Source organism: Pseudomonas sp. SID14000, from assembly GCF_002165135.1.
GTDB lineage: Bacteria > Pseudomonadota > Gammaproteobacteria > Pseudomonadales > Pseudomonadaceae > Aquipseudomonas.
Genome location: NZ_NFZQ01000053.1, coordinates 1 through 826, shown reverse-complemented (window position 1 = coordinate 826; position 826 = coordinate 1). Strand labels below are relative to the sequence as shown.

Sequence of the window (826 nt, the reverse complement as noted above, 5' to 3'; positions counted from 1 at the left end):
GAGGTCGTGACCGACACCGAACGCTTCGAGGACCAGCCGGGATCTGGGCGCGCCCTCCTCGTCCTGCCACTCGGTGGTGCGGAAGCGGCCGGTGACGACCACCGGGTGGCCGCGTTCCATTGACTGCTTGACGTTTGTCGCGAGCGCTCGCCAGCACTCGACGGTGAACCAGTTCGTCGGACGGTCCGTCCAGCCGCCGGAGCTACGGTCGAACTGGCGCGGCGTGGTGGCCAGCCGGAACGTCACCACCGGCAGGCCGTCGGACACCTCCCGGTACCGGATGTCGCTGCCGATCCATCCCTGTACTGCCACATAGGTCTCGGTGATGCTCATGTCGTCCGCCTTCCTCGGGGTCGCATCTGTGCTGTCACCAGAGAAGATGCCCGGCTTCTCGCCGATTCCGGGAACGACTTCAAGACCTGGGGAAAACCTTATGCGGGCCGCAGTTTTCCGGTGAGCTACAACGCTTCTGGTCGACGGGAGCAGGCCCGCGCCCGCCGGCAGGCCGTAGTACTGGCCGCCAAGGAGCTGTTCGAGCGTGATGGTTTCAGGGCGACGACTATCGCTGCAGTAGCCAAGTGGGCCAGTGTTTCGGCCGAGAGCGTCTACAAGGGCTTCGGCACGAAGGCGACCCTGACGGACGCAGTCTTCAACGAGGTCTGCAGCGCACCTGGCCCCTGGAGCGGTACGCAGCCTGGACCGCCCAAGGGATCACGGGCGCCATCTGCCCGTGAGTCCCGTACTACGTCAGCCGCGGGCGACCGCGAGCTTGTCGCGACAGATCGTGTAGGCGTCCAGCTCCTCGCGAGCCGGGGCGACTACGTGG

Annotated in this window: 2 protein-coding genes; one reads left to right on the top strand and one right to left on the bottom strand. The window is 66.3% G+C overall.

Annotated features, from left to right (window positions below; genetic code table 11):
- Nucleotides 1-333 (bottom strand): single-stranded DNA-binding protein (locus CAY82_RS27350; protein WP_140399148.1); only part of this gene is annotated, 333 nt, incomplete at its 3' end.
- Between the two features lie 120 nt (nt 334-453).
- Between CAY82_RS27350 and CAY82_RS27345 the strand changes: the two genes are divergently transcribed.
- Nucleotides 454-826, top strand: a 373-nt coding sequence (locus CAY82_RS27345) for a helix-turn-helix domain-containing protein (protein WP_140399147.1), incomplete at its 3' end; no start/stop codon positions are given.